At 66.9% G+C, this 26,325-nt stretch carries 23 protein-coding genes; 13 read left to right on the top strand and 10 right to left on the bottom strand.

What is annotated here, in order from left to right:
* Window positions 1-51 precede the first annotated feature (51 nt).
* The gene (locus ACO06I_RS01170; RefSeq protein WP_421930805.1) at window positions 52-420 is read right to left on the bottom strand and encodes a hypothetical protein; all 369 of its coding nucleotides are present in this window, start codon (window positions 418-420) and stop codon (window positions 52-54) included.
* Window positions 421-614: 194 nt separating this feature from the next.
* On the opposite strand from ACO06I_RS01170, the gene copC reads away from it, so the two are divergent.
* The gene (copC, locus tag ACO06I_RS01165; RefSeq protein ID WP_421930804.1) at window positions 615-980 is read left to right on the top strand and encodes a copper homeostasis periplasmic binding protein CopC; all 366 of its coding nucleotides are present in this window, start codon (window positions 615-617) and stop codon (window positions 978-980) included.
* A gap of 3 nt (window positions 981-983) precedes the next feature.
* The gene (gene copD / locus ACO06I_RS01160; RefSeq protein WP_421930803.1) at window positions 984-1,910 is read left to right on the top strand and encodes a copper homeostasis membrane protein CopD; all 927 of its coding nucleotides are present in this window, start codon (window positions 984-986) and stop codon (window positions 1,908-1,910) included.
* 25 nt (window positions 1,911-1,935) lie between these two features.
* Here copD and ACO06I_RS01155 read toward each other — a convergent pair whose 3' ends face one another.
* The 3 genes from ACO06I_RS01155 to ACO06I_RS01145 all read right to left on the bottom strand — a co-directional run bounded on the left by ACO06I_RS01155 (window position 1,936) and on the right by ACO06I_RS01145 (window position 7,414).
* A complete protein-coding gene (locus tag ACO06I_RS01155; protein WP_421930802.1) occupies window positions 1,936-2,748 on the bottom strand; it encodes a copper resistance protein B in 813 nt (270 codons plus the stop codon).
* 350 nt (window positions 2,749-3,098) lie between these two features.
* Complete coding sequence (locus ACO06I_RS01150; protein WP_421933584.1) at window positions 3,099-4,937, bottom strand: copper resistance system multicopper oxidase; 1,839 nt, start codon at window positions 4,935-4,937, stop codon at window positions 3,099-3,101.
* Window positions 4,938-5,074: 137 nt separating this feature from the next.
* On the bottom strand, window positions 5,075-7,414 hold the full coding sequence (locus ACO06I_RS01145; protein ID WP_421930801.1) for a heavy metal translocating P-type ATPase: 2,340 nt from the start codon (window positions 7,412-7,414) through the stop codon (window positions 5,075-5,077).
* A gap of 113 nt (window positions 7,415-7,527) precedes the next feature.
* Here ACO06I_RS01145 and ACO06I_RS01140 point away from each other — a divergent pair, with 113 nt between their 5' ends.
* The 4 genes from ACO06I_RS01140 to ACO06I_RS01125 all read left to right on the top strand — a co-directional run bounded on the left by ACO06I_RS01140 (window position 7,528) and on the right by ACO06I_RS01125 (window position 9,234).
* The gene (locus tag ACO06I_RS01140; RefSeq protein WP_421930800.1) at window positions 7,528-7,800 is read left to right on the top strand and encodes a metal-sensitive transcriptional regulator; all 273 of its coding nucleotides are present in this window, start codon (window positions 7,528-7,530) and stop codon (window positions 7,798-7,800) included.
* Window positions 7,801-7,898: 98 nt separating this feature from the next.
* Window positions 7,899-8,189 carry a hypothetical protein gene (locus ACO06I_RS01135; RefSeq protein ID WP_421930799.1) on the top strand — a complete coding sequence of 97 codons (291 nt, stop codon included), beginning with the start codon at window positions 7,899-7,901 and terminating at the stop codon, window positions 8,187-8,189.
* A complete protein-coding gene (locus tag ACO06I_RS01130; protein WP_421930798.1) occupies window positions 8,189-8,629 on the top strand; it encodes a Spy/CpxP family protein refolding chaperone in 441 nt (146 codons plus the stop codon). Before ACO06I_RS01135 ends, ACO06I_RS01130 begins: the two co-directional genes overlap by 1 nt.
* Window positions 8,626-9,234 (top strand): RNA polymerase sigma factor, encoded by a 609-nt coding sequence (locus tag ACO06I_RS01125; RefSeq protein ID WP_421930797.1) that lies wholly within the window; start codon window positions 8,626-8,628, stop codon window positions 9,232-9,234. The genes ACO06I_RS01130 and ACO06I_RS01125 overlap by 4 nt, the downstream gene beginning before the upstream one ends.
* On the opposite strand, the gene ACO06I_RS01120 is transcribed toward ACO06I_RS01125, so the two are convergent.
* Entirely contained in the window at window positions 9,227-10,501 is a 1,275-nt protein-coding gene (locus ACO06I_RS01120; protein WP_421930796.1) for a hypothetical protein, read from the bottom strand. The two genes, ACO06I_RS01125 and ACO06I_RS01120, sit on opposite strands and share 8 nt — an antisense overlap.
* A 295-nt stretch (window positions 10,502-10,796) precedes the next feature.
* Between ACO06I_RS01120 and ACO06I_RS01115 the strand changes: the two genes are divergently transcribed.
* Complete coding sequence (locus ACO06I_RS01115) at window positions 10,797-11,258, top strand: nuclear transport factor 2 family protein (protein ID WP_421930795.1); 462 nt, start codon at window positions 10,797-10,799, stop codon at window positions 11,256-11,258.
* A 53-nt stretch (window positions 11,259-11,311) separates the two neighbouring features.
* On the opposite strand, the gene ACO06I_RS01110 is transcribed toward ACO06I_RS01115, so the two are convergent.
* Entirely contained in the window at window positions 11,312-11,509 is a 198-nt protein-coding gene (locus tag ACO06I_RS01110) for a heavy-metal-associated domain-containing protein (RefSeq protein WP_293497018.1), read from the bottom strand.
* A gap of 255 nt (window positions 11,510-11,764) precedes the next feature.
* On the opposite strand from ACO06I_RS01110, the gene ACO06I_RS01105 reads away from it, so the two are divergent.
* The gene (locus ACO06I_RS01105) at window positions 11,765-14,290 is read left to right on the top strand and encodes a heavy metal translocating P-type ATPase (protein WP_421930794.1); all 2,526 of its coding nucleotides are present in this window, start codon (window positions 11,765-11,767) and stop codon (window positions 14,288-14,290) included.
* 74 nt (window positions 14,291-14,364) lie between these two features.
* The gene (cueR, locus tag ACO06I_RS01100; RefSeq protein WP_304777600.1) at window positions 14,365-14,754 is read left to right on the top strand and encodes a Cu(I)-responsive transcriptional regulator; all 390 of its coding nucleotides are present in this window, start codon (window positions 14,365-14,367) and stop codon (window positions 14,752-14,754) included.
* Between the two features lie 471 nt (window positions 14,755-15,225).
* Here the strand turns inward: cueR and ACO06I_RS01095 are convergent, their stop codons facing one another.
* Complete coding sequence (locus ACO06I_RS01095) at window positions 15,226-15,462, bottom strand: helix-turn-helix domain-containing protein (protein WP_421930793.1); 237 nt, start codon at window positions 15,460-15,462, stop codon at window positions 15,226-15,228.
* 242 nt (window positions 15,463-15,704) lie between these two features.
* Between ACO06I_RS01095 and ACO06I_RS01090 the strand changes: the two genes are divergently transcribed.
* From ACO06I_RS01090 to ACO06I_RS01075, 4 genes are all read left to right on the top strand, one after another.
* The gene (locus ACO06I_RS01090; protein ID WP_421930792.1) at window positions 15,705-16,190 is read left to right on the top strand and encodes an RNA polymerase sigma factor; all 486 of its coding nucleotides are present in this window, start codon (window positions 15,705-15,707) and stop codon (window positions 16,188-16,190) included.
* A 15-nt stretch (window positions 16,191-16,205) separates the two neighbouring features.
* A complete protein-coding gene (locus ACO06I_RS01085; protein WP_421930791.1) occupies window positions 16,206-17,222 on the top strand; it encodes a FecR family protein in 1,017 nt (338 codons plus the stop codon).
* A gap of 131 nt (window positions 17,223-17,353) precedes the next feature.
* A complete protein-coding gene (locus tag ACO06I_RS01080) occupies window positions 17,354-20,377 on the top strand; it encodes a TonB-dependent receptor (RefSeq protein ID WP_421930790.1) in 3,024 nt (1,007 codons plus the stop codon).
* 62 nt (window positions 20,378-20,439) lie between these two features.
* Entirely contained in the window at window positions 20,440-22,863 is a 2,424-nt protein-coding gene (locus ACO06I_RS01075; RefSeq protein WP_421930789.1) for an alpha/beta hydrolase family protein, read from the top strand.
* On the opposite strand, the gene ACO06I_RS01070 is transcribed toward ACO06I_RS01075, so the two are convergent.
* The 3 genes from ACO06I_RS01070 to ACO06I_RS01060 form a co-directional block, all read right to left on the bottom strand.
* Window positions 22,829-24,607 carry an asparagine synthase-related protein gene (locus tag ACO06I_RS01070; protein WP_421930788.1) on the bottom strand — a complete coding sequence of 593 codons (1,779 nt, stop codon included), beginning with the start codon at window positions 24,605-24,607 and terminating at the stop codon, window positions 22,829-22,831. The two genes, ACO06I_RS01075 and ACO06I_RS01070, sit on opposite strands and share 35 nt — an antisense overlap.
* 1 nt (window position 24,608) lies before the next feature.
* Entirely contained in the window at window positions 24,609-25,268 is a 660-nt protein-coding gene (locus tag ACO06I_RS01065) for a lasso peptide biosynthesis B2 protein (protein WP_421930787.1), read from the bottom strand.
* Window positions 25,269-25,497: 229 nt separating this feature from the next.
* A complete protein-coding gene (locus ACO06I_RS01060; RefSeq protein WP_421930786.1) occupies window positions 25,498-26,145 on the bottom strand; it encodes a GntR family transcriptional regulator in 648 nt (215 codons plus the stop codon).
* Between the last annotated feature and the right edge of the window lie 180 nt (window positions 26,146-26,325).

The raw sequence follows: 26,325 nt of genomic DNA, 5'->3' as shown, positions 1-26,325 counted from the left end.
TCACGCGCACGTCAGGCTGGTCAGAGGCGTCCCGCGCGAACGCGGGCCAATTCAGACGATGCTTCTAGGTGGTCGTTCTGTTCGAGGCGGCGCGAGAGCTTCCAGCGGCAATGTCGCCACCGCAACCAGGCGCACGGAAGCCGAGTGGGCGCTCCAATCGCCGACGACCGGGAGGGGAGCCACGACGCTACACACGGTGGCGCAGGCCTGGGCGCAGGCCTTGCTCGATTGAGGCGCCTTGTCGCCGTGATCGCAGCAGGGATCGGGGGCGGCTTTCGCGTCGTCTGACCCCTGGGCCATCGGCATCTCCATGCCGGCCATCTCTGAGCCGGCGTGAGAGCAGCGCTCCTGGGCGGCCGCAGCCGCCATCGGCGTGAACAGCAGACCCACGACGGCCATAAGGGCGAGAAGCGCGCGCATTCCAGTTTCACTTAGTCCGGTCTCGGCGAAATGTCGATCAGCAGCGCCCGCGACAGGAACTGGCGCGCTCGGGCGCCTATCAGAGCTCCTTCGCATCCCGATCATCATACGCCTGCGCCGGGGGGCTGTGAGGGATGGTCGATCCTGTTGCGTATATTGGGCAGCTACCGATTTCAGCCAATGGGAATTTGATGATGCGCAGACACCTCACCTTCGCAGGCCTTGCCGCCGGCGCCGCACTGCTTATCGCAGGCCAGGCCGCCGCTCATGCCCACCTCGTGACATCCGACCCGGCCGCCAACACCACCGTTGCGACGCCGAAGACCATCAGCCTGACCTTCAGTGAGAAGCTGACGCCGGCGTTCTCGAAATTCGAGCTCAGCATGCCCGCGATGAACGGCATGAAGGTCAAGATGAAGACGACGGTCTCCAAAGACCACCTGACCATGGTCGGCAAGCCGCAGGGTAAGCTGATGGCGGGCGCCTATGTGATCACTTGGCACGCGGCGACCGACGACGGCCACAAGATGGACGGCGTCGTCCCCTTCACGGTGAAGTAGCGCGTGCTCGAGCCTGCGGTGATCGTCCTCAGGCTTTTGCAATTCGCAGGCGCGATGGTCCTTTTCGGTTCATCGCTCTTCCTGATCTACGCCCTGCCCCAAGACGGCGCTGGATCAGGTGCGGAGCTAAGCTGGCCGCGAAAGGTTCTGGCCTGGTCCGCCGGTGTCGTGCTGGCGGCCAGCGTGGTGGGTCTCCTGGCCCACACCTCGATCCTCGCCGGATCGGTCCGTGAGGGCATGACGGCATCGTCGCTGTCGGCCGTGATGACCACCATGTCGATGGGGCCTTCGACGCTGATCCGGGCTGGCGCCGCGGCGCTGGCGCTCGCCGCCCTGGCGCGGCGGGTCAGCCGCGCGACCTGGTGGGTCTGCGCCGGCCTGGGCGCCGTTATCAGCGCAAGCTTCGCCTGGATGGGTCATGGCGCCGCCACCGAGGGCGCGCCGGGCCTGCTGCACCTGACCGCCGACATCCTTCACACCCTGGCCGCGGGCGCCTGGATCGGCGCACTCGTGGCGTTCTTCCTTCTGCTTCGACCTCGCGCGGCATCGGTCACTCTGGATGGGGTGCTGCACCGGGCTCTCCACGGCTTCTCCGGCGTCGGCACGGGCCTGGTCGCCGTGATTATCGCCACCGGCCTGGTCAACAGCTGGTTCCTGGTCGGGCCCGCCCGCATTTCCGGCCTCTGGACCACACCCTATGGCCAACTGCTTTCGCTGAAGCTCGTGCTGTTCGTCAGCATGCTGGCGCTCGCCGCCGCCAACCGCTTCCGCCTGACACCAGCGCTGGGCGCGGCCATCGACGGCGGACAGGCAAGCGATCACGCGCTTGGCGCGCTGCGCCGCAGCCTGCTCCTCGAGACGGCTCTCTCCATTCTGGTGCTGGGCCTGGTGGCGTGGCTCGGCACGTTGGCCCCGGTCTCCGCCGGGTAGTCGGCCCCTCGGTCGTCCTAGGGCGCTAGAAGAAGCTCCGAACACCGAACACGACACTCTTGTCCTCAACGGTGTCACCGAGGGCACGGGCGTAGTCGGCGGTCCGGCCGACTTTGCGCTCCCAGGAGACGCCGATATAGGGCGCGAACTCGCGCCGGATCTCGTAGCGGAGGCGGAGGCCGAGTTCGGCGTTTGACAGGCCTGCCCCCCTGCCCGCGGCGCGGTCGTTCTGGGCGGCGAAGTTCAGCTCGGCGCGGGGCTGCAGGATCCAGCGGTTGGTCAGCCGGAGGTCGTAGCTGCCCTCCAGCCGTCCGAGCAGATCGCCCTTGGTCGAGAGGAACGCCGCGCCCTCGACCTCGAACCAATAGGGCAGCAGGGTCTCGAAGCCGACGGTGGCGTAGGTGCGTCCGCGAGGCTCGAAGTCCTGCCGCACGCCAACCTGGACGTCGGTGTAGACGCCCACGGCGCGCGAATAGAGCGCCTGCAGCTCAGCGCTCTCGACACCTTCACCCGATGTTCCTTCGCCTTCGGTCTTCAGGACGAAGCGGTTGATGTCGCCGCCGAACCAGGCCTCGCCTTCCCAGCGATAACCGTCGGCCCCCTTGCGCGCCTGGTGCTCGGCGAGGCTGGCCATCACCTTGGAGACCGGCATCGCGCCGTGCTCTTGCCGCAGTTGGGTCCGCGCCGCCATCATGGCTTCGGGCGGGAAGTAGCGGTCGGCCGCGTGGTCTCGGGAGGCCGCCGGCGGGGGCGTCTTTGGGACCTCGATCTCGCTCAGCAATTGCTGGGGGTCGGTGGCGCCGGGCAGGGCCATCCCCGGCATCGCGGCGTGGTCCATGGATGGCGCCCCGGGCGCCATTGTGTGCCCGGCGTGAGGGTCCGCCGCCGGTGTCGGAGCGGCGGGTTTCGCGTGCCCGGCGTGCGGGTCAGGCGCGGCAGGCATCGTGTGGCCAGCGTGAGGATCGGCCGCCGGGGCCGGGGATTTGGCGTGCCCGACGTGGCGGGCCGCCGCCGCCGCAGGCCTTGGCGCCGGTTTCGTGGTCCTGGCGGGTTTGGCCGGAGGATTCTTCGCGGTCGTCGTCGTAGGAGCCGGCATACTCATGCCGGGCATCTTCGAGTGATCCATCGGCTGGGCCAGGGCTGGCGCGGCCAGGACGAGCGGCGCGAGTCCGATCAGAGCGAGACGGTTCATGCCGCACCTCCAGCCAGGGGCCGAACTCTGAACACCTGAAACATGCCGGCATGCATGTGGTAGAGCATGTGGCAGTGGAACGCCCAGTCACCGGCCTCCGCCGTGAAGTCCCAGGACACCTTTCCGCCCGGCAGCACGGCCACCGTGTGCTTCATCGGTCCGTGGCCGGCCGGCGCATGGGTCAGCTCGAAGAAGTGCCCGTGCAGGTGTATGGGGTGGGCCATCATCGTGTCGTTGATCAAGGTCACACGCACCCGCTCGCCCGCCTCGAAGGCGTAGGGCTGGGTGGTCTCGCTGAACTTGAGGCCGTCGAACCCCCACATGAACCGCTCCATGTTGCCGGTCAGGTGGATATCCAGCGCGCGGGTCGGCAGACGAAGGTCAGGGTTGGGGGTCAGGGCGAAGAGGTCCTTGTAGACCAGCACCCGGTGACCCACGCTCTCGAGACCTTGACCAGGCTCGCCGGTGCGGTCGACCGGCAGGGGCGCGATCGACTGCACGCCAGGCCCCATCTTCACCTGCGGCGCAAACTGCGGGTCGCGCATGGACATTTCCATGCCGCCCATGTCGCCCATCACATCGGAGCCGCGCGGCTTTGGCGGCGCCATTCCAGGCGTCGCGGCCATACCCGGCATCGCCGCCATGTCGTGCCCCATGGCGACATGGTCCATGCCGGCCATGGCGTCGCCGGGTCCAGCTGTGGCCGGCGCCTGCATGGCGCTCATGTCCATGCCCATGTCCTTCATGGTCGAGCGCGGCCGCGACCTCAGCGGTGGGACCGGCGCCGTCATGCCGGGGCGGGGCGCGAGAGTGGCGCGGCCCATCCCGGAGCGGTCCACCGCCTCAGCCACCAGAGTGAAGGCCTTGTCCTCCGTAGGCTGTACGATCACGTCGTAGGTCTCGGCGTTGGCGATCTGGAACTCGTCCACCTCTACCGGCCGCACATTCTGACCGTCAGCGGCCACGACGGTCATCTTCAGGCCCGGGATGCGGACGTTGAAGATCATCTGCGCCGCGGTGTTGATGAAGCGCAGGCGCACCCGTTCGCCCGGCGTGAACAGGCCCGTCCAGTTGTCCCCCGGACCATGTCCGTTGATGAGGAAGTTCAGGACCGCGCCGGTCACGTCTGAGATGTCGGTCGGGTCCATGAGCATCTTGGCCCACTCGGCCCGCTCCTGGAGCGTCTGGTCCTTGCCAGCGAGGAGACTGGCGACGGTCTGTTTCTGATAGTTGAAGACCCCACTCTGCTGCTTCATCCGTTTGAAGATCAGGTGGGGATGCATGAAGCTGTAGTCCGACAGCACGATGACGTGCTCCCGGTCGTAGGCCACCGGGTCGGGCTCGGCCGGGTCGATGATGATCGGCCCATAGTGGCCCTCGGCCTCCTGGAGGCCGGAGTGGCTGTGGTACCAGTAGGTGCCCGACTGCTTGAGCGGGAACTCGTAGACAAAGGTTTGACCGGGCTTGATGCCGGGGAAGGTGACGCCCGGCACGCCATCCATCTGGAACGGCACCAGAAGACCGTGCCAGTGGATGGATGTGTCCTCGTGGAGGTCGTTGGTCACGGAGAGGCGAACCGTCTGTCCCTCCTTGAAGCGCAACAGAGGCCCCGGGACAGTTCCGTTGATCGTCACGGCGTGGCCGGCCCGGCCGTCCACCTTCAGTTCTGAATGCCCGATGCGCAGATCTACATTGGGGCCCATCAGGGTTGGCAAGGTCGGCGCGGCCCCGGGCGTCGCGCTTTGCGCCCACCCGGGCAGCAGAGAACTGAGCGCCAAACCGCCGCCGATCGCGCTCGCGCCGCGCAACAACTGTCGGCGATCAAAATCCTTCATGACGGTCCCAGGTCCCGTGAGAACAGGTGTCGCCGGGATGAGCCGGCGCACTGCGAGGAATACGCGCGAGGGCGGCCATGGCCCTCATGACGAGCGCCGAAAAGCGAAGGTTGCCATCGAGATTGGCCGAACCACGCTCAGAGCCTCACGGCCCGGAGCCGCAGGGCGTTTGTGATCACGCTTACCGACGACAACGCCATGGCCGCAGCGGCGATCTGGGGCGACAGCAGCCAGCCGAACACCGGGTAGAGCACACCTGCCGCGATCGGGACCCCGGCCACGTTGTAGATGAAGGCGAACACCAGGTTCTGGCGGATGTTGCGCATCACCATGCGCGACAGGCGCCTGGCGCGCACCAGGCCTTGCAGATCGCCCTTCAGCAGGGTCACCCCTGCACTCTCGATCGCGACGTCGGACCCGGCGCCCATGGCGACTCCGACGTCGGCGGCGGCTAGCGCCGGCGCGTCATTGACCCCATCACCGGCCATGGCCACGACCCGGCCTTCGGCCCGCAGCTTCTGCACGACCTTGGCCTTGTCCTGAGGCAGCACCTCAGCCTCAACCTCCTCGATGCCCAGCTTCCGGGCGACGGCGAGCGCCGTCGTGCGGTTGTCGCCGGTCATCATCACCAGCCGGACGCCGTCGGCCAGCAGCGCCCGCACCGCGTCTGGCGTGGTCGGCTTGATCGGGTCGGCGATCCCGAGAACGCCGGCCAGACGTCCGTCAATCGCGGCGAACACGGCCGTCGTCCCATCCTGGCGCAGCGCCTCGGCCTCAGCCAGCAACGGGCCCAGATCGATGCCCTGCTCGGCCATCAGCGGCGCGCCGCCGAGCACGACCTTCTTGCCGTCCACAATGCCGATCACGCCCCGGCCAACGGGAGAGTCGAAGTCGGCTGCCTCCGAAAGCAGAAGGCCGCGGTCCTTGGCGGCGCGCAGCACGGCGTCGGCGAGCGGATGCTCGCTGCCACGCTCGAGGCTTGCCGCCAGCCGCAGGAGTTCGCTTTCCTCGATGCCCGCGACCGTCTTGATGGCGGTGACGGCCGGTCGCCCCTCAGTGAGGGTGCCGGTCTTGTCGATCACCAGAGTGTCCACCTTCTCGAAGCGCTCGAGGGCTTCGGCGTTCTTGATCAGCACGCCCTCGCGGGCGCCGCGGCCGACCCCAACCATGATCGACATGGGCGTCGCCAAGCCGAGCGCGCAGGGGCAGGCGATGATCAACACCGACACCGCCGCCACCAGGGCGTAGGCGAAGCGCGGCTCAGGACCGACCAGCGCCCAGATCAGACCTGCGAGCAGCGCGACCGCGATGACCGCGGGCACGAACCAGCCCGCCACGGTATCGGCCAGTCGCTGGATCGGGGCGCGGCTGCGCTGCGCCTCGGCGACCATCTGGACGATGCGAGACAACAGCGTGTCGGCGCCCACCTTCTCGGCCCGCATGATGAATGAGCCGGTCTTGTTCAGGGACCCGGCGATAACCTTGCCTTCGGCCTCCTTGGTCACAGGCATGGACTCCCCGGTGACCAGGGACTCGTCGATCGACGCCCGCCCTTCGGTCAGGGCGCCGTCCACGGGGATCTTCTCCCCGGGTCGCACGCGAAGGCGGTCGCCGACCTGGATGAGGTCGAGGGTGACCTCCTCGTCGGTTCCGTCATCGCGAATGCGGCGCGCAGTCTTGGGCGCGAGGTTGAGCAGGGCCTTGATCGCGCCGGAGGTCTGCTCGCGGGCGCGCAGTTCCAGCACCTGGCCCAGCAACACCAGCACGGTGATGACCGCAGCGGCCTCGAAATAGACCGGCACGGCGCCGGACATGTCCCGGAAGGCCGGCGGGAACAGCCCGGGCGCCAGCACCGCAGCCACACTGTAGACCCAGGCGACGCCGACCCCCATGGCGATCAGCGTGAACATGTTGAGATGACGGGTGACGAGCGACGTCCAGCCACGCTGGAAGAAGGGCCAGCCGGCCCACAGCACCACCGGCGTGGCCAGCGCGAATTGGATCCAGTGAGACGTGTGCGAGCTGACCAATCCCATCAGGCCGGGGATGTGCCCGCCCATCTCCAGGACGAAAACAGGCACGGCCAGCACCAAGCCGATCCAGAAGCGCCGGCTCATATCGGCGAGTTCCGGATTTGGACCGCTGTCGGCGGTGATCGTCTCCGGCTCCAGGGCCATGCCGCAGATGGGGCAGGAACCTGGGCCGACCTGGCGGATCTCGGGATGCATCGGACAGGTGTAGATCGCGCCGGGGTTGGCCGGCGGCTGCGCGGCGGCCGTTGGCTCAAGGTAACGGACCGGATGGGCCTGGAACTTGGTGCGGCAGCCGGCGGAGCAGAAGTGGAACTCGTGCCCGCCATGCTCGGCGTGATGGGGCGTCGTCAAGGGATCGACCTTCATCCCGCACACAGGATCGATCACCTTCGAGCCCGGTTCAGCGGATTGGGGGTGCGCGTGGTGTTGATGATCGGAACTCATCGCAAGCCTCTTTGCTGGACGCCAGCCCGGCGTTAGGGACATTTATATACCCCTGGTGGGTATTTCAACCCATGCCCTACAGGGGTATATGTGGAACGCACGGAGGACCGACATTGATCCAGGACAACAAACCCAAGCTGCTGAACCGACTGAACCGGATTGAGGGTCAGGTGCGCGGCATCTCTCGCATGGTCGAGGACGACCGCTACTGCATCGACGTGCTGACCCAGATTCAGGCCGTACGCGCGGCCCTGGCGAAGGTGGAAAGCGAGATGCTGAAAGCCCACCTCGACCATTGCATCGAGAGCGCCATTGTCAGTGGCGATACCCAGCAGCAGCGCCAGAAGGCCTCGGAGTTGATCGCGCTGCTGGAGCGGACCCGCTGAGCTTGTCAGCGGGGGCTAGCAGCCCAGCCTCGTTTCGACTTGCGGGATCGGGGGCGCGTCCTTCGTATAGTCGGTAGGCTGCGGCAAAGGACACTGCGATGCGGGACGATCTGGATCATCTGATGTCGCGTTTGGCGGACGCCAGGCCGGAGCGGTCACTGGACGGTTTCGAGCATGTCGTCCTGCAAGGCGTTGCGAGGCGACGTGAGGACATTCAGGCCGCACGGGCCATGGCCCCTATCCGGGTGGCTTCCATCGGCGTGGCGCTGGCGATCGGCGTGACGACAGGCGGCATGGCCGCGGCGAGCACGCTCACGCAACCACCGCAGGTCAGCCCATTCTCGACGACGGCGCATCTCGCCCCCTCGACCCTGCTTGAAGGTGAGTGATGCCGGCTACCCGCGGCCTGTTGCTGACCATCGTGCTCTCAGTCGCCGCAGCGGCAGTGGGCGCCTGGGGCGGCGCGCGCTACGTGGTCGGCCAGGTGCATCACCCGGCATCGTTGCACCAGACGATGCACAAGAGCCTCGGCCTGACGGCAGAGCAAGACCGGCGGATCGGCGGCCTGGAGCGCGACTATGCCGTCCGCCGCCATGCGCTCGAAGCCGAAATGAGGGCCGCGAACGCCGATCTTGCTCAGGCCATTCAGGCGAACCACGCCTATACGCCGGCCGTGCAGCAGGCGATTGACCGATCTCACCACGCGATGAGCGAGCTGCAGAAGCAGAGCATCCTGCACGTGCTGGCGATGCGCCAGGTTCTCACCTCGGAACAAGCCGCACGTTTCGACGACACAGTCGTAAAGGCGCTTACCGAAGACCCGTCGTGAGTGACGCATCGGATCGATCCGATGCGGCGCTGGCGACAGCGGCCGCGACGGGAGATGAGCGCGCCTATGCGATCCTGGTCGGCCGCCACAAGGAGCCCTTGTACCGGCTTCTCCGTCGCTACCTGGGAGACGCCGACGAAGCCTATGAGGCGGCGCACGAGGCGTTCATCGCCGCGTGGAGCGCTTTGGCGCGCTATGACCCGGAGCGTCCCTTCGGGGCGTGGCTGCGGACCATCGCCATCAACAAGGCCCGTGATCGTGGACGTCGGATCGCCGTGCGGCGGTTGATCTTTGGATCCCGGTCCTTTGAAGACAGCGAGGCGCAGGTCCGCCCGGACGCGGCCGTCTCAGCCGACGAGGCGATGATCGAGCAGGAACAGCTCGCCGAACTGGACCGCGCGATCGCCCGCCTGCCGTTGGCCCTTCGAGCGCCGCTGATCCTGACCGCGATCGAAGGCCGTCCGCAGCAGGAAGCCGGCGAAATTCTTGGGATCAGCGCCAAGAGCGTCGAGACCCGCGTCTACCGCGCGCGCAAGCTCCTCTCGCAGACCCTCGACCCCAGTCTGCGACAAAGCAGGTCTTCACCAAGGTCGCGGATCAGGTAACGAAGACCGGCGCAAAGCCGCCGCCGGGCGTCCTGAAATTCGTGGTCTGGCCTTGATAGACCCGCGCCGCGGTCAGGAGCGGCGATCCCTTGTAGGTGTATAGGCGCACATCGAGCTTGAGCGCCTTGATCTCGCCGTCGATCCGGATGCGGCGTTCGCTCGGGGCGGCCAGTTCCTGGGCGATGTAGCCGCCTTGCTGAACCTCCTCCCAGACGCCGCGGGTCATCTTGTCGCCGCGGTACACTGCCTTGCCGCCATGGCCGCCCGCCGGCTTGAAAAAGTAGCGCTTACGAGCCGACCACAGCACAGCAGCGTTTTCGGCCGTCACCATCACCGTGCGCGGGACTGCCGAAAGGCTCCGCCGCTGATCGGCCGTAAGCTCAAAGGCGCCAAATTCGACTGGATTCGACAGGAGGGTCAGGTTCCGCTTGTCGGCGAAGAGCGCGTGGTTGCGCGGGCCCGGCGTCAGCACCACGGCGCCGGCGACATAGGCCTCACGCAGGGATTCATGCCCCGGGTCGGTCAGGGAGAAATCGACCAGGCGGTTGTAGACGAGATCCACCGTCTCGCCCTCGTACTGCAACAGACCATCGGCAAAGCGAAGTTCACGGGGATCGGCTATCCAGGCCTTCACGCCGTGGCGCTCGAAGAACCGCTGAGCCAGCAGGAATTCAGGGAACAGATACTGCTCTCGCGGTCGGTCATCGACGATGGCGATCGAGCGCGGCTGATCTGTCCGGCCCTGCGCGGACCACTCCGCCAGGAACATCTCCCAGACTGCGGTGTCGAACTCCGCCATCGGCGCGGCCCGCATCGCATCCTCGGCTTCTCGGCAGCAGGCGCCCTGTGCGCGGGCCAGGAAGGCGTTCAGGAAGGCGCCGCCGGCGTTGGTGTTGACCTCGATCAATTTGGGCCCATCGGCGCCAAGATGAAAATCGTAGCCCATGAAGGCCCCGCGCGGACCGAAGTCATGCCGCGCGATCGCAGGCGCCCACGCCAAGACCTGGGCTTGATAGATAGGATCGGCGGCAGTCGCCTCGACAGCTGCGATCAGGTCGAGCATGGCCTTCAGGTCGTGCTCCGCCAGGAATACCGGCATGGCCGCGAAGAGATGCGGCCGAGCCACGAGCAGAGGCGCCGCAAGATCCGGATCGGAGGCTTCCGCCTGGATCGCCGTCAGCAGCTTGGCGCTGTCCAAGGTGACGCAGAAGCACTCCCTGTTGAGCACCGCATCGCGATCCTCGGCTCCGAGTTCATCACCAGTCATGCAGGCTCCCCAGTGCGCGTTCCTGTTGCTGAGCGCCCAGGAGCCGCGAACGCGGCGACCGCCGCCCAAGCCACAATTGGTATGCCCGTTCTATCGAAGGGAGGATGTCTTCCCTGCATCGGGTCTGCTTTGATTCCGCTCAAGCCAGGGGGGATGCTAGGGTCACAAACCAGCCTACCTCTTGCATCGTCAGACCCGTTACGCGGAGTGTCTCATGCCTCGGACAACAAGCCCTCGGAACCGCGCGATGGGTACGGCAAGGATCGGCTTCGGGGCGCTTTTCGTAGCTGTCGTGATGACCGCGACCGCAACTGTAGCTGTGGCCCATCCGACAGGACCAGCCAAGCCGGCGGCATCGTCGCAACCTACCTACGATTCAGCCGCCGCCGGGGTCGTGGACGCCTTCCACGCCGCGCTTGAACGGGGCGACACAACAGCAGCAGCCGAGTACCTCTCCGACGCTCTCGTCGTCTTCGAAGAGGGCGAGGCCGAACGATCAAAGGCGGAGTACGCCGGTCACCACCTTCCCGCCGACGCCGTGTTCGCCAAGGCGGTCGGCTCGCACATGACTCGCCGAAGCGGTGGCTCCGGCGGTGATCTGGCATGGGTCGCCAGCGAAGGTCGAACGCAGGGTCGCTACAAGGACCGCGACATCGACCGGATCACGACAGAGACGATGGTCCTGCGGCGGGTGTCGGGCGCTTGGAAGATTGTCCACGTCCATTGGTCTTCAAAAGCGGCCATGCCGAAGCCTTAGGGCGGCGCTTCGGGTCCAACTCCTCTCGCGTCCCTTGCCTGTTGGGGCGCGGCCTAGTCGGGCTGGGCGGGATAGCCGGCGGCGGCCAGCGCCTGGATCACCTCGGCCGGGTCAGCCGACGTCGTGATCGACACAGCTTTCGTCCCCACATCAATGTCGATCTTGGCGTTGGTGTCCACGCTATGCACCGCCTGAGAGACGACGATCGCGCAATGGCCGCAAGTCATGTCCGGGACCTTTAGCTTCAACATTTCAAACTCCTCATATGCAGGCCGACGAAGGGCCGCAGGACCACCTTCGGGCTTCCCCCTGCTGGAAGGTCAAGCGGCGATTTCTCCGAAATTGTGGTGACAATCCTAGGATCGGCGCGGCTGCCGCGGACTGTCGTTTGGTCAATATTTTCCATCGCTTGAAGCGAGGAGAATAAATCTCAAACACCCCCATTGACCCTCCAGTGACTGGAAGCATTAGACCTCGGGTCGAACGATACTCAGAGGACCAGTTCCATGAACGCTCCCTCCAACCTGACCGGCGTCTCGGTCAGACAAAACTTCCCGATCGCCGGTATGACCTGCGCGTCCTGCGTGCGCCGCGTCGAGCTCGCCATCGCCAAGGCGCCGGGTGTGGCCGCCGCGACCGTGAACCTCGCGACCGAAGCCGCCGACGTCACCTTCGACGCCGGCGTCAAGCCTGACGCCGGCGGGGTGATCGCCGCGATCAAGGGGGCTGGCTATGAGGTTCCCGTCGCGACCTCGGAGGTTGAGATCGAGGGCATGACCTGCGCGTCGTGCGTGCGCCGGGTCGAACTCGCCATCGCTGCAGTCCCCGGCGTCCTAAAGGCCTCGGTGAACCTCGCCACCGAGCGCGCCACGATCGAGACCCTGGCCGGCGACGCGCCCCGGGCGGCCATCGACGCGGCCATCCGCAAGGCGGGCTATGCGCCTCGTCGTAGCAGCGCCGGCGCCGCCGCGGCCACCGACAGCCGGGAGGAAGCCCGAGACCGCGAGATGGCCCACCTCAAGCGCGATCTCGGGATCGCCGGGGTGCTCACCCTTCCGATCTTCGTGCTTGAGATGGGCGCCCACGCAATCCCGGCGCTGCATCACTGGCTGGTGATGACCCTGGGCCAGCAGCCGCTCTATATCGCCTTCTTCGTGCTGGCGACGATCGTACAGTTCGGTCCGGGCCTGCGCTTCTACAGGAAGGGCGTGCCGGCCCTGGCGCGCCTGGCGCCTGACATGAACTCGCTGGTGGTGCTCGGCTCGACGGCCGCCTGGGCCTATTCGGTGGTCGCCGTCTTCTCGCCCGCGGTGCTTCCGTCCGGGACAGCCAACGTCTATTTCGAAGCCTCGGCGGTGATCATCACCCTGATCCTGTTGGGCCGCGTCCTCGAGGCCAAGGCCAAGGGGCGCACAAGCGAGGCGATCAAGCGGCTGATGGGCCTGCAGGCCAACTCGGCCCGGGTGGAGCGCAACGGCGAATTCGTCGACGTGGCGCTTGAAGACGTCGCCGCCCGCGATGTCATCCAGGTGCGCCCGGGCGACAAGGTCCCCGTCGACGGCGTCGTGCTGTCCGGCTCGTCGTTCGTCGACGAAGCCATGATCTCCGGCGAACCGATCCCGGTCATGAAGGAGGCGGGGGCTGAGGTGATCGGCGGCACGATCAATAAGACCGGCAGCTTCACCTATCGCGCCACCAAGGTCGGGGCGGACACGCTGCTCGCCCAGATCATCCGCATGGTCGAGACGGCGCAGGGCTCCAAGCTGCCGATCCAGGCCCTGGTCGACAAGGTCACCGCCTGGTTCGTGCCGGCGGTCATGGTCGCGGCCGCCCTTACCTTCGCCGTCTGGCTGGTCTTCGGGCCGCAGCCGGGCGTCGCCTTCGCGCTGGTCAATGCGGTGGCGGTGCTGATCATCGCCTGCCCGTGCGCCATGGGGCTCGCCACGCCGACCTCGATCATGGTCGGCACCGGCCGGGCCGCCGAACTGGGGGTTCTGTTCCGCAACGGCGCGGCGCTGCAGTCGCTGAAGTCTGTCCAGGTGGTGGCGCTGGACAAGACCGGCACGCTCACGGCCGGCAAGCCGGTGATGACCGATCTGGAAGTCGCTGAAGGCTTTGAGCGCGCTGAAGTCCTATCGCTGGTCGCCGCCGTCGAGGGGCAGTCCGAACACCCTGTGGCGGCCGCCATCGTCGCCGCCGCCCAGGCCGAAGGGCTCGCTCTCGACGAGGTCAGCGCCTTTGATGCTGTGCCCGGCTATGGTGTCAACGCCGTGGTCCGCGGCCATCGCATCGCTGTCGGCGCAGACCGCCACATGGTCCAGCTGGGTATCGACGTGCGGCCGTTCGCCGAGACCGCTGTCCGCATGGGCGAGATGGCCAAGACCCCGCTCTATGCCGCCATCGACGGCAGGCTGGCCGCCGTGATCGCCGTCTCTGACCCGATCAAGCCGACCACGCCCCAGGCCATCCGCGCCCTGCATGAGTTGGGCCTCAAGGTGGCGATGATCACCGGCGACAACCGCCGCACGGCGGAGGCCATCGCCGCCCAACTCGGCATCGACGAGGTGGTCGCCGAGGTGCTGCCGGACGGCAAGGTTGAGGCCATCAAGCGCCTGCGCGCCGGCGGCCGGGCCGTGACTTTTGTCGGCGATGGCATCAACGATGCTCCGGCCCTAGCCGAGGCCGATGTCGGCATCGCCATCGGCACCGGCACGGACGTGGCCATTGAGAGCGCTGACGTGGTGCTGATGTCCGGTGACTTGCTGGGCGTGAGCAACGCGATCGCCTTGTCGAAAGCGACCATCGCCAACATCCGTCAAAACCTGTTCTGGGCCTTCGCCTACAACGCCAGCCTGATTCCGGTGGCTGCGGGCGTCCTCTACCCCATCACCGGCACGCTGCTATCACCGATGCTGGCGGCCGGGGCCATGGCCCTCTCGAGCGTCTTCGTGCTGGGCAACGCCATGCGGTTGAAGCGCTTCAAGGCGCCGCTGCGCGTCGCCGCCGGTCCCGTTGTGGCGGCCGGCGGCTGACCTCCCCGGCTCGCCCTTGACCTTCCATGAACTAGAACCTTTATGCTGACGGACGTCGGATCGGAAATCGCCTCATGAACATTGGAAACGCATCGGAAAAATCGGGCCTGTCAGCCAAGACAATCCGCTACTACGAGGACATCGGCCTGCTGCTCGCCGATCGCGCGGACAATGGCTATCGGGACTACTCGATGTCTGACGTGCATCGCCTGCGCTTCCTCCAGCGCTCACGCAGCCTCGGCTTTTCGGTCGAAGAATGCCGGCAGCTCCTGTCGCTCTACAGCGACAAGGATCGCGAGAGCGCGGATGTGAAGGCGATCGCCAAGGCCAAGCTGACAGAGATCGACCGCAAGCTCGCTGAACTGACCGAACTTCGCGACACGCTGCGGCATCTGGTGCGCAACTGCCACGGCGACAAGCGCCCTGACTGCCCGATCATCGAAGGGCTCGCGGGCAAGGACTGAGTCTCGAACTCACCCTCTCCCCACCAGCAGTAGGGACGATGACCGAGCTGAGTGGTTGATGATGTCGGCCCCAACGCACCATGGCGGCCTTCCCAACTGAAGAACACCGGCCGTAGGAGCTAGGTTCAGGCAGCGAAGCAGCCCGTCAGAAGAAGACCCAAGAGCCCATAGCGCGATCGCGGCGCCCATGCGGCCAGTCCCCGAGGCCCTGCGCAGAAAGCCCCGCCCAGGCCAGCGGCACCGCTTGCCGGTCGTGGAGCCGAAGTGGTCGCGACCCTACCTGCCGCGGGCTCTGAGGAGCCTGATATCCAACTGGAGCCACACCACAATAGGTCGCCTCGTGAGAGGTGCTGTGAGCCTTTGCGGACGTCGCGACCAACAGTTGGGCGTCTCTTCGCTCCACGGACGAATGCCGGGCAGGTCTCGGGGCAGCCTTGGCCTGCACTGGTTGCCGCTTGCCGGTGTCTAGCGCTACCGGTCTGCCCGAACGAAGCGCACTCCCTCACCCTTTTCGGCCGCGGAAATGAATTCAACGCCGGCTCGTTGAAGGGCGCGTTCCACCGCAGAAAAGGTACTCATTTTCGAGTCGACCTGCTCGCGTTCCAGCCGATTGATCGCGTTTACGGACACAATCGCTTTGTCCGCCAACTCCTGTTGCGACCATCCCAACAGAGCTCGCGCCGCTCTGATTTGTGCAGCAGTGACCATAGCGGTCACCAGACGGGATGGGCGACGATCAATGCCACTATAAGGTGTTTATTCTACCTTATAAGGTGTTATAATCACCTTCACTTAAGTCCCATCTCGGTTCGGCCACTGGAATGTCCGCATTTACCAATCTTTGCCGCTCAACACGCAGCAGCTTTCAATCCCCTCCGCCCTATGCGGTTCGAACGGTAGAGCTTGCCGTCCGCCGTAACGGCTGAGCCGAACGCCCTGGACGCCAAGCCATGTCATGGGTGAGGGAATTTCAGGAACGGCTGGGCGGGCTCTACGCCGCCCACGCCAAGCGGATTTCGCGCGCCCTCGCCGCTAAGGGCCTCGCCAATTCTGAGGATGTGACGCAGGAGACCTTCGTCCGGCTCGCGACCGCCCCCATCCCAATCCGTCACCCCAAGGCCCTGCTTATGACCGTCGCGACCAACCTGGCGCGCGACGAGATAAGACGTCAGAAGCGCCAAGGGGGCGCCCACCTGTCGCTCGATGAGGCCTATGCTGAGAATGAGCCTTGGGCTGCGCCCGACCAGGAGACCGCCCTCCTCCTGAAACAGGTCATCCTGTCGATGCCGAAGCTCTACCGGAACGTGTTTGTCTTGAGCCGGTTCGCGGGTCTGAGCTATGAAGAGATTGCAGAACGCTGCAACGTGTCGGTCAAGACGGTCGAGTGGCGAATGACCAAGGCCCTGGCCCACTGCGCCGCGCTGCTGCGCGACTAGCCGACCGGGAACGCCATGAGCGCACAAGCCTCGGCAGATGATGAGCGCGCGCGCCTTGAAGCGGCCGAGTGGTTCGCGCGCCTGAATTCCAAGACCGTCTCCACCGACGCCTTGCGCGACTTTCGCGTCTGGCGGGGCACGCCTGGCAACGCAGCGGCCTATGCCCACCTGGAGGCGATCTGGAAAGCGGCCGAACCCTTGACCACCGACACCGACATTGCCAGCGCGATCGAAGAGGCGCTCACCCCCGCGCGCACGGGCAGGAGCCTCGGGGACTGGCTGCAACTGGTGGTCCGCTCACCGCTGAAGTTCGCGGTCCTGGCTCTGCTCGGCCTGGGCCTGCTCAGCCTCTCCGCCGCGGTGCTCGCGGGTCTCGGCGGTCAGACCTATAGCTCCGGCCTGGGGGAGCAGCGCATCGTGCGTCTGGAGGACGGTAGCCAGTTGCGTCTCGATACCGACACCCAGGTGCGCGTTCGCTTCAGCAACGACGCCCGACAGATACATCTCGGCCGCGGCCAGGCCTTCTTCGACGTAGCGCATGATGCGGCGCGGCCCTTTACCGTTGCGGCCGACGACACCGAGGTGCGGGCGCTGGGCACGCGGTTCGATGTTCGTCGGGACGCCGGCGGGGTTCAGGTGACCCTGGTCGAGGGCAAGGTCCGGGTGCGGCAGACCGAAGGCGACCGCCAGTGGACCATGGCGCCGGGCGAACAGTTGCGGGTGACCGAGGCCAAGCCCACCGCCCCTGACCAGGTCCGGCGCATTGATGTCGCCGCCGCGACCAGCTGGACCAGCGGCCGGCTGACGTTCCACCAGACCCCGCTCGCCAGCGCCATCGCCGAGGTCAACCGCTATGGCCGCACCAAGGTGAGCCTGGACGCGCCCGGGCTGGCCGACCGCCAGGTCAGTGGCGCCTTCGACAGCGGCGATACCGAAGCCTTCGTGGCCGCTGTCGCCGACCTTTATGACCTTGAGGCCGACCGCCGGGACGGCCAGATCGTCTTGCGGCCGGTGGGATCGGCGGCGAGTTAGCCGCCCGTTTGAAAATAGTTTGCGTGGTGAGTCAGGGTCGAGATCGCGTGCGGACGTCTCACCTCCCGACCTGCGCGGACACGAGACCGGCCACCACGGCCAGCCGCCGCCCGGGTCTTGGGGGATACACCTTGGGCCCGCCCACCTTCCGTCGCCATCTCATCGCAGGCCTCGCCCTGCCCGTGCTCAGCCTCGCTATGACCGCGCCGCCCTTGGCGGCTTCGGCCGCCCCGGTCTCAGCGGTGAGCTTCGACATTCCGGCCGGCCCGTTGGACGCGGCTCTGAGCGCCTACGCCGCCCAGAGCCATCAACAACTCCTCTACACACCGGAGCTGGTTGCGGATCGTAAAGCGCCGGCCGTGCATGGCGCCCTGCCCGCCGGACAGGTGCTTCGCACCCTGCTGGCCGACAGCCCGATCACCGCGACGACCATTCGTCCTAACGTCATCGTCCTGAAGGCCGCCGACGCCGACAAGCGGGGCGCCAGCTTTCCGCCGCCGCCGCTAGGCGTGGAGCGCGCGACGGCGCCGGCCGCCCCGACCGTCCTGGAAACCCTGGTGGTGACCGGGTCGCACATCCGCGGCGCCCGCGACGCTGCCTCCCCTATCGTCACCTTCGGGCGCGACGACATCGACCGCAGCGGCCGCGCCACCGTGGCCGATGCGCTCAACGCCCTGCCGCAGAACTTCGGCGGACTGGGCACCCCGGCCAGTCTGCTGGCCGGCTCAGATCGCACCGGCGTCAACAGCCAGGCCGCCAACGGCGTGAACTTGCGCGGCCTGGGAGCCGACGCGACCCTGGTGCTGGTGGATGGCCGCCGCCTGGCCGGGACCGGCCTGCGCGGCGACTTCGCCGACGTGTCCTCGATCCCCACCGCCGCCATCGCACGGGTAGACGTGCTGCTCGACGGCGCCTCGGCGCTCTACGGATCCGACGCCGTGGGCGGTGTGGTCAACATCATCCTGCGCCGCGACTTCGATGGTGCGGAGACCAGGGCCCGCGTCGGGATCGCGTCCGGCGGCGCCGCGCGCGAAACCCAGTTCGCCCAGACCTTCGGCAAAACCTGGGACGGCGGCCACGCCCTCTTCTCCTATGAGTATTACGACCGTGATCCGTTGCCGGCCGCAAAGCGCGACTACGCCGCCTCCGACGACCTGCGGCCGTTCGGCGGCACTGACCACCGGGGGTTCTACACAAACCCCGGCAATATCCTGGTCTTCGACGCCCCGACCAACGCCTACAAGCCCGCCTATGCCATTCCGGCGGGCCAGAACGGGTCGAGCCTGACGGCGGCGAGTTTCCGGCCCGGAACCGCCAACTACGGCTCGGCGCGGGACGGCTCCGACATCCTGCCCGGCCAGACCCGCAACAGTCTCTATGCGGCCTTCGCCCAGGACCTCTCAGCGGCCGTCGAGCTTTCAGCGGACGCCCGCTTCAGTCGCCGCATCTTCGCCTATGCCAGTGCGCCGGCCACCACCGCGCTCTCGATCGGCTCGGCCAATCCCCACTTCGTCATGGCCCCCGACGGTCAGACCTCGCAACTGATCGCCTATAGCTTCGGCGACGAAATCGGCCCGGTGCAGGCGAGCGGAGCCTCGGAAAGCCTGGCCCTCACGACAGCCCTGCGGACCGATCTCGGCCGCACCTGGCGGGTCGAAGGCTACGCCGCCTTCGCCCAAGAGATCGGCGCGAGCCTCAACGCAAACCTGATCAACTCGGCCTACCTCACCGAGGCGCTTGGGGGGTCCGACAACGCCGCCACCGGCTTCCGGGCGACCCGCGACGGATACTTCAACCCCTATGGCGATGGCGGCGCCAACAGCGCCACGATCCTGGACTTCATCAGCTCCGGCTATAGCCGCGCGCGCAATGTCAGCCGCAATGAGACGATCAACCTGCAGGCGGACGGGACGCTGTTCGCCTTGCCGGCCGGTGATGTGAAGATGGCGATAGGCGCCAATTGGCGGCGCGAGATCTTCCGCCAGCAGAACCGCGCCCTGCTCTCGACCGCCGTCGAGCGGATCGGCCAGAGGCTGAGCTACCAACGCACCGTCTCCTCGGCCTATGCCGAGTTGCGCGTCCCCCTGGTGTCCCCGGGCGCCGCGCTGCCTGGCGTGCGCCGGCTCGACCTGTCCTTGGCGGCGCGGATGGAGGACTTCAGCGATGTGGGCCGGACCACCAATCCCAAGGTCGGCCTGGCCTGGGAGCCTGTCGAGGGACTGGCCCTGCGCGCGACCTATGGCACGTCGTTCCGCGCGCCCAGCCTGTCGGAAGTCTATGAGGCGCCTGATGTCAGCGCCTCGTTCCTGACCCGCAACGGCGCGCGGACGCTGAGCCTGATCCAGTATGGCGGAAACTTGGACCTCAAACCGGAGACCGCCACCTCCTGGACGGCCGGGTTCGACGTGACGCCCCCGGCCCTGCCCGGCCTGAAGGTCAGCGGCACCTGGTTCCGAACTGACTTCAGCGACCGCATCGGCCAGCCCGCGCGCGAAAACCTCACCGTCGCCCTGCGCGATCCCACCCTGGCGAGCTTCGTGCAGATCATCGATCCGGGCAGCGCCGCCGATCAGGCGCGGGTCAACGCCCTGATCACCTTCCCGACCTATCCCTACCAGGGCCTGTTCCCGGCCAGCGCCTATGGTGCGATCGTCGACGCCCGCTGGGTCAACACCGCCAGCGTCAGGGTGCAAGGCGTGGACGGTCAGATCGGCTACAGCTTCGATCGGGGCGCCGACCGCTTCGACCTCTCGGCGAACGCCTCCTACCTGCTGACCTTCGAGCGCCAAGTGACCCCGCAGGCCGCGCCAGTCGATGTGGTTGGCGTGGCCGGCAATCCCGCGCGGTTCCGGGGGCGGGCGCAGGCGGCCTGGCGCCGGGGTTCGGTGAGCGCCAGTCTGGCGGTAAACTATCAGAGCCAGGAGAAGGACCTGGCCGGCAAGACCATCGACAGCTGGACCACCAGCGACCTTCAGGTCGGATGGACATCGGACCGCGAAGGCCCGCTCGGCGGGCTGATCCTGGCGCTGAGCGTCCAGAATCTCTTCGACACCCCGCCCCCATTTTACGACGGCCCTGCCGGGATCGGCTTCGATGCCGCCAACGCCGACCCGCTTGGCCGCTTCGTCTCGCTCCAGCTGACCAAGCGCTGGTGACGGCCACGCCGGTGTGGGCCTGAGCGCCCGCACCGGCTTCCCCCCTTTCTAGGACCTTTCCCATGCGCGCCTGGCTGCGCTCCCTTCTGCTTGGCTTGACCATGCTTGCGACCCCCGTCCACGCCCGCCCTTTCACGGTCGACGATCTGTTCGACCTGTCCTCTGTCGAGGCCTATGCCGCCGATCCGACCGGCCGCTGGCTGGTGATCCAGACCAGCGGACCCTACGGCTCCGCCCCGAGCTTCGACGACTTCGGCTATGTCGAATTGCGCACCAGCCGGCTGCTGATGGCCGATCTGACCGCGCCTGCTCCTGCCAAGCCGCTGTTCGCGCAAGAGGCGGGGATAGGCTACGCCCCCGGTCCCTTCTCTCCGGACGGTCGGCGGATGGTGGTGTTCCGGCGCTACGGCCGGTCATGGGACCTGGGCGTTGCGACTCTGGAGAGCGGCGATGTGCGCTGGTGGCCGATCACGCCGGAACTCGCTCTCTATGGACGTACAGTCCAGTGGCGCTCCAATAGCGAACTGCTGGTCATCGCCCGGCCGTACGACGACCTGCCGCGTCACCTGCGCTTCGGATCGGAGTGGATGCGCGACCTGCCGGCCCGATGGGCGAAGACCGCCAGCGGCGGGGCGTCGGTCACCGCCATCGGCAGCGGCCGCTTCGAAACGGTGACGGATCTCCCGGCGGTCAACACGTTGCTCAACGTCAACGCCAGCGACGGATCGGCCACGGCGCTGGTCTCCGGCGGGTTCTTTGATCTCGAACTCTCCCCCAGCGGTCGCTATGCCGCCCTGCTGGAGGACCTGGAGCCCCTCCCCCGCCCGGAACACGGCGCCTATTCGGCGAGGACCGCGCCCCTACGGAGGCGCAATCTGCGGCTTGTCGACCTGACGACCGGCCTGGCCACGACACCGTGCCAGCATTGCGACCTGCTCACCCACCTCCTCACCTGGTCGCCGCGCGCCGACCGGCTCCTGGTCTTTGGTCGGCGCCCTGGTGAGGCCTGGGAGGACGGTCGCCTGACCCTGGTCGAGCCAGGGGGCGTCACCCGCGGCCTCAACCCCGCTGGTTTGCGGCCGGTGATCTCAGTGACAGGGGAAGGGATTCCTTACGTCTCAGCCGATTGGCTTGGCGGCAAGCCGGTGGTGCGCGCGCAATCCACCCTGCCGGACGGGCGGATCGACTGGTATCGCCTGACCAAGGCCGGACCTCGCAACCTGACGGCCCGCTTCCCGACCCCGCCGCGGCAGATCGCGGCGCGCGCCACGGCGGGCCTGTGGTTCGAGGGCGTGGATGGGGTTTGGGGCGTGGCGCCGGCCGGCCACTCAGTACGCTTCACGCAGCGGGCGGGTATCAGCCTGCTCCGCGCCGGGACCTTCGGCCAAGGACAACGCTTCGACGTCAACGCGCCACCGCCCGCGAGCGCCGTCGCGGTCATCGACCGCACCCAGTCCGAGGTACGGGTATCGCCGGGGCTGGACCTGCTGGCTCCCGGATCGGTGTCGGTGACCGACCCTACCGAGACGCTCGAAGTCGTGTCGCCGCACGGGGTGGTGACGCGTCGCCGCGACGCGAGCGGATACGATCGGTTCGCGTTTGTTGGCGATGACGGAAGGCACACCGCTCTGCTCAACATCAATCCGCAGCTCCAAACCTTCGACTTCGCAACGGTTTCGCCGGTCCGGCACGCGGGAGGGGCCGGCCAGCCAGTCGTTGGTTGGCTCTATCTGCCGGCTGGCCATAGGCCAGGCGTGCGCTTGCCGTTGGTGGTGATCCCCTATCCCGGCGACGCCTATACGAGGCCACCCAGTTCAGGCGAACCGGGCTGGTTTGGCCCGTTCCCCAACATCCAGGTCTTGGCCGCCCAAGGCTACGCGGTCCTGGTCCCCAGCCTGCCCCGCGCCCCCGGCGAAGAGCCGGCCAGCGGTTTGACCGGTCAGATTCTTGACACCGTGGACGCCGCGATCGCCGGGGGCGACATCGACCCCAAACGCGTGGCGCTCTGGGGACACAGCTTTGGCGGATTTGCCGCCCTGGTTGCCGCCACTCAGACGGATCGCTTCATGGCGATCATCGCATCAGCCGGAACGTCCGACATGCTGAGCCAATGGGCCGGGGTCGATCCGGCCCGGCGGTTCCGGCCCAGTGACGGCGTTGGCGGTTTCGGCTCGATGCGCTGGAGCGAGAGCGGCCAGGGTGCCATGGCCGCGCCGCCTTGGCGCGAACCCGACCGCTACCTGCGCAATAGCCCGCTGTTCGCAGCGGACAAGGTCAACACGCCGGTGCTGCTGATCCACGGCGACCAGGATGAAAACCCGGTCGGTCAGTCCGAGGAGATGTTCTATGCGCTCTGGCGGCAGAACAAGGACGCCCAGTTGCTGATATACTGGGGCGAACATCACACCCCCACCAGCCCCGGCAACCTGCGCGACCTCTATGGACGGGTCTTCAAATGGCTGCGGATGACGATGCCCCCAACCTGAGCCGGGAAATCCGATTTTCCCAGTTGCGCACCCAGGACTCCAGGAAGGCTGCATAGCGAAGAGCCGCATAGCCGCCATCCCAGACTAACCGCTCGGGGACGAGAATCTGGTCCAGCAACTCGCGGTCCACCAAGCCCTCGGCCGCCAGCCGCCCCTCCATCAGGTGCTCACGCAGGCCCGCCAGACCGGCGGCCAGTCGCCGGCCATAGGGTGCGGTCAGGTCGCCCTTCGACCAGCGGGACACGACGGCAGCCGGCAGGCGATCGGCGAAGACCTGACGCGCCAGGGCGCGATCGCGTACGCCCAAGGTCAGGGTGCCCGCCGAGACGGCCAGGCAGTGCTCGATCAATGGCTGCGAGAGCAAGGGATGGACGACATCGACGGCGCGGGCGCGTCGGCAATCACCAAAATAGATGCTGCAGCCGATCAGTTCGCGGGCTTGCAGACGCTTTGCCGGCGGCAGGCCCTCCAGGCCTTCATGCCAAGGATGCTCGCTCCGCCAGGACGGATCGATGGGCTTGATGAAAGCCGACGCGCCCGGCGCCTCAACATCATGCCCACGCCCGGCGCGCCGCATGGCGGCAAGCACCGACCAGACCGACACCTTGCGCCAGCGCGCGACGGTAAGAACGTGGGACGAGACATAGGCCCGCGGCCCCAGGGTGCGCAGGGCGTCGACCGCGACCTTGAGCGTCGGGAGCTGGAAAAAGAGGACGTCCCCGCCCTGCCCGGTCAGCATCATCTCCGCGCCGTCGGCTTCGCAGCGGGCCACCACGTCGCGATCATAGCCGGGGTCCAGACCGCAAAGCGACGGGCGGTGCGCGGTTGCGGCCGGCCCAAAATCGAAGGGATCGAAGGCTTCGTCAGAAGTGGGCGCCTCTGTGAGTCTCACCTCCAGTCGTTCGGCGATCGCGCGCGCATAGGCGCGCTCGTCACCCCAGGGCTCCGGTCCAAAGTAGTTCAGCCAGGTCCGCGGCTGCGCGCCAGACGTCTGGTGCAGCGCCGCCGCGACGATGGCGGAATCCAGCCCTCCCGAGACTTCGGTCAGCAGCGGCCGGCCCTGACCGGCATAGGCCGCCACACAGAGATCGACAGCCTTTCGCAGACCCGAGGCGGCGGCATCAGGGTCGATGATCGGGTTGGCTGCAAAATCCGCGGGCCGCCAGAGTGTGGTCATCCTCCCCTCGTGGCGGAGCACGCCGGGGGCGACGCTCTCCACTCCCGTCAGGGCCAGACGACCGCCGACGTCGCCAGCATCGGCAAGCAGCTCCGCGAGACGTTCCCAATCCAGGGCGAGCTGTGGCATCGCCTCCGCCGGCAGATCTTCCGGCAGATGCGAGGCGGCGAACCGCACCGGTCCGATCACCCAGGTAATGCAATCTAAGGCGCCGGACGGATCGCGAAACATGGCGGGAGAATTTCGCGGCCCCGGCAGCAGGGCCACATATCGCCCCCAGTACCCGCGCACCAGCAGGCGCGAGAGTTCGGTCGGGGCGATGTCGGGCAAGTCGCGCAGGCCGCCGGCGGGGAGAACGGCGCTGGAGTGGTTGCGGAATAGGTCGCCGACCACCAGTCCTTCACCGTCTGCCAGGGCGCGCACCGGCACGCCCGGCGATGTGGCCACCCGCCACGGCCCGCCGTCATCGGTGACCGGCCAACCAAGGGCCTGGACCACTCGGTCCCACAGAGCAGTCCCGACCCTGTCAGCCGCAACGGGCCAATGAGCGGCGAGGAAGGCGCGCATCTCAGACCACCAGGATCGGCGTGTAGCCCGCCACGTGATCGAGATGGTCGTCGAGCACCAGGTCCCCGGCCTGCAGCCAGCAATGCGCCTCGAACGGCCACGTCCGCACGCCGAAGGCCCAGACAGCATCCAGGCCCGCGTGGCGAAGCAGATTCAGCAAAAGGAAGCTGCGGTAGAGGCAGACGCCCTGGAACGGCGCCCAGGGCAGCAAGGCCCGGAACACGCCGACCTGATGCGCAAGCGCATGAACGTCGGCCGCACCTTGTACCGGGCGCCTCCGACGCGCCGTTGCGATCAGATGCGCAAAGCTGCGACCATGATAGTGCGCGGCGACATCAATGAGCGCCTGTCCCATGTGCCAGACATCTTGACCCGACGCGTGCCCGGCTTCGATGGACAAACCTTGGGCGGGGCGGGGAAGGACCGGACGTGGCTGCGCCGCAAATCCAGGGGCTATCCAGCCAGCCTCAGCCAGGCCTTCGGCAAAGATGATATCGGAAATCTCAAGGGCGAAATGCTCGCCTACGTCCTGGACCAATCCGCCTCCGCCAGGGATGCAGGCATAGCGTCCGGCCGCCACGTCGAGAAGCACGAGGTCATCGCCGCAGACGGCGACGTGACCGTCAGGGGCGAGCCGCCAGGAGGAAAGGGAACTGCGCATGGCAGGCGATCTGGCGCCGGCTTGCGCCGGCGCCAGCCGCGTTCAGCCGGCCGGGTTATAGGGCCGTTCGTCCAACTCGTTCTTGGTGCCGGACTGTTGACCGCGGGTCAGCACCTTGGCGGCGCCGAGGCGGATGAGCTTCAGGGTCTTGGACATGGAAGTCTCCGTTCCTGTTTTTGAGACCGCCTCATAGGCGGCTTCCCAAGGAGGTTCCCGGCCTGCCGCATATTCAAACTATATCCGGAATATATCCTCGGGGGCGGGGTGAGCGGAGGGCCTTTACCAGTTCCGAGGCGGCTTGCCGCCGTGGCTCGTAATAGGCGCCCAACAGCTCCGCCAAGCCTGCCTGGTCGCCAACTCTCAGGCGGTCCGTCATTTTGGCCACAAGCGCCAAGTCTTGCAGGCCGACCCGGACCTCCACGCGCCCGATAGGCGCCAGACGCTCAGCGATCCTCTGATAGGCGATGCTCAGCGTGTCGTTGCGCGCCCTCCCCACCAAGCATGCAAACAGGCGGAGAGCCGCGTCACCGACCTGAAGCTCAAGTCCATCCTCCCCGGCGCCGAGATCCTCAGAGCTTTCGACCGGGCGCCAAGGCGCCGCGAGCGCCGCGCTCACATAGAGCCGATGCAGATCGAACATCTCGACGAGTCGCTCGCTATCCAGGTGCGGACTGAAAAACCCCTGACCCCGACGTTCCTCGGCCAGGCCCTCCCCCGCCAGATGAGCCAGAGCTTCGCGAACTGGCGTCTGGCTCAGCTTCAATTCCCGAGCAAGCTCGGTGATGGACAGCGACGCGCCGGGCCCGTGTTGACCGGTGATCAGCTGGCGCCTGATCGCGGCCAGGGCTGAACCAAAGGGATCGCGTCTCTGCGGCACGACAACTCCAGCGGCCACAACCTATTGTCGCGGCTTTGTGAGTAAATTTCAGACATGACGCAATCTCGATCCGCTGTACTTCCAATAGTTTTCAGATTTTCGCAAAGTATTTCGTGCTCTTCCGCTAAATCATTACGCTATTCCCGCAAATTGTTTGCGGACCTTCGATCCAACTCAACT

The organism is Phenylobacterium sp., from assembly GCF_965229015.1.
Lineage (GTDB): Bacteria > Pseudomonadota > Alphaproteobacteria > Caulobacterales > Caulobacteraceae > Phenylobacterium.
Note: the sequence above shows the minus strand (reverse complement) of the source record. Positions and strands in the feature narration are given on the sequence as shown.